The following is a 2,480-nucleotide window of genomic DNA, read 5'->3' on the forward strand; positions in this document are numbered from 1 at the left end:
AGGGCGAGATTTCCGTCCCCAATCACCTCTGTGTAGAACCGCTTGATCAATCCAGTTCCGTCAGCCATTTCCGACTCCTTAAAGTGGATGAGACCGCAGCCCAAGTTTCCCACTCCGGCCATGGCACATCAACGGCACGTGTTTCGTGCTGTGAACGTGCCGCTGTCAACGGATGCCGGCCTTCCCTGCGGCGTGAGTATCGTTGGTCCTGTCAACCGCGACGTCGGCTCACCACCAGGGCTCATCACCTGCCTCATTACCGTGGCACCGCCTCGGCGAGTCCCTTCTCCATCGACGAAAGACTTCCCATGCTTAGCCGCCTCAAGTCCGCCGAGCCCGCTCGGCTCCAATTGGTCCTCATGCTCGTGTTGACGTTCTCCACGGGCGTGATCGACGCCGTCGGCTATCTGGGCCTGGACCGGGTCTTCACCGGAAACATGACCGGCAACGTTGTCATCCTTGGCATGGCACTGATCGGCGCCGACAATCTGCCCGTAGTGGGCCCGTCCATTGCCTTGGCCGGGTTCGTGCTCGGCGCCATCATCGCCGGGCGGGTCCTCAAGCCCGAGGCCGCCGGCTGGAGCCGTCGGACCACGGCCCTGCTCACCAGCGTCGGCATCGCCATGGCTGGGGTCGCCGTCGTACTGTTYGCCCATGCCCCGCACGCCGGCGATCCCRTCACCCTGGCCATCACGGGRGCCCTGGCCGTCGCGATGGGCCTGCAGGCGGCCACGGCACGGCACCTCAGCGTCAAGGACGTGACCACGGTGGTGGTCACGTCCACGCTCACGGGMCTGGCSGCCGACTCCCGCCTGGGWGGCGGCACGGGAGCSCACTGGGGCAGGCGGCTGGGCGCCGTCGTCCTCATCCTTGCCGGCGCCACSGCKGGCGCRRCCCTGCTGCATRTTCATGCCGGCTTCGGTGTGCTGCTGACGGCCGSGCTCACCCTGGTGGTAGCSGTAACGGGYGGGCTCGCCCGGCGCCGGACGCMGSYTRCARATSCCGCCGCTGTGGAGCCCCCGACGTCGCTGGTTTCCRARCGCTGACCGCCTAGCGGCCACYGTCAGTCGCGCAGCGGGATTCCCGTGGCGTCATTCCGGAAATAGGACGCCCCGGCGAAGATCATGATGCCCTCCACGAAGCCCCACAGCCCGACGAGGCCGAACGTGAAAATCCCGACGAAGACGGTAAGCAGAATCTGGATGATGCCGAACGTGGTGTAGCCCAGGTAGAAACGGTGGACCCCCAGTCCGCCCAGGAAGATACCCAGGAGCCCGGCGACAAGCCGGGACTTTGGCTGCGGGTAGCCGTAAGCCGGATTGTGCATCGGAGGCTGCTGTGACATCTGGGGGTACTGCATCTGATGCTGCGGCTGCGTAGGCGGGTAACCCTGGTACTGTTGCCCCGGATACGGCTGCGGAGGCATCGCCGGCTGATACTGCTGGGGAGCCTGATACTGGACGGGATATTGCCCCTGGTACTGCGGAGGGGCGACCGGAGGATACTGAATCGGAGCCGCCGGTGCGTACGGCTGCGCTGACTCGTACGGCAGGACGGCGCCATCAGCGGGTGAAACGGGATAGGCCGGTTCGGCTGCGCCGCTGGTCGGYTCGGGGTGCTGGGTCATGCTGGTGCCCTTTCGGTGAGGTGAGGATRCTGCCCGCGCCCCGGGCRGCAGCTCACCGTCAACAGRTGGCATTCCCCCAAGAATCCACGAACCGGATTCATTCTGRCGGAACCTGCGCTACTGCCGCTCCCGCCACGCCAGCGACACCATGAAAACCACCGTGCCCAGCCCCAGCATGACGAACACCATCAGCCCCCAGTTCGCCTGSGTCACSCCGCTGCCGTAGAAGATGCCGATCAGCACGGTGGCSGTGATCGCGCCSAGGTAGCGGCAGGTCTGGAAGATCCCGGCSGCSACSCCGCGCTCCTCCGGCCGGGTGGACACGTACATRCCCTGGCTCGAGGAAATGGCGACCACGCAATACGGCAGCCCCAGCAACGCSGTCAGCGCAATCACCAGCGGGACGGCGAGGGATACSGTCAGCAGCCACATGCACGCCGACGCGAAAATGAGCAGCCCGACGCCGGCGATCAGCACCCGCCGCACGCCGAACCTGTCGATCGCGCGGACCGCGAACGGCGTCCCGACCACCGAGATCGCAGCGAGCGGCAGCATCAGGATGCCCACGACGCCGGGATCGTAGCCGCCGGCGGTCTGCAGCAGCTGCGGCAGGCCGAAGAACGCGAAGTAGTAGACGCCGTTGAACAGCGCGAAGCCCAGGTAGACCAGCAGCAACGGCCGGTTCCGGCCCAGCAGCCGCAGGTCCAGGAATGGCGGGCTGAACCGCAGTTCCCGCCACGCGAACAGCGCCGCGAGGACCAGCCCTCCGCCCAGGAGCCACCACCGGTAATCGGGCAACACATTCAGCAGCGCCATCATCACCAGCACCAGGGCGCCGATGAAGGCCCCGATT

At 66.5% G+C, this 2,480-nt stretch carries 3 protein-coding genes; 1 reads left to right on the top strand and 2 read right to left on the bottom strand.

What is annotated here, in order from left to right:
* Positions 1-308: 308 nt before the first annotated feature.
* Complete coding sequence (locus AC1DEY_RS22850) at positions 309-1,046, top strand: YoaK family protein (RefSeq protein WP_476869993.1); 738 nt, start codon at positions 309-311, stop codon at positions 1,044-1,046.
* 17 nt (positions 1,047-1,063) lie between these two features.
* Here AC1DEY_RS22850 and AC1DEY_RS22855 read toward each other — a convergent pair whose 3' ends face one another.
* Together AC1DEY_RS22855 and AC1DEY_RS22860 are read right to left on the bottom strand one after the other, a co-directional pair.
* Positions 1,064-1,345 (bottom strand): NINE protein, encoded by a 282-nt coding sequence (locus tag AC1DEY_RS22855; RefSeq protein ID WP_476869994.1) that lies wholly within the window; start codon positions 1,343-1,345, stop codon positions 1,064-1,066.
* Between the two features lie 399 nt (positions 1,346-1,744).
* Positions 1,745-2,480: MFS transporter (locus tag AC1DEY_RS22860; RefSeq protein ID WP_476869995.1), on the bottom strand; the 736-nt coding region annotated here is incomplete at its 5' end.

Source organism: Arthrobacter sp. 05T47 (assembly GCF_056395825.1).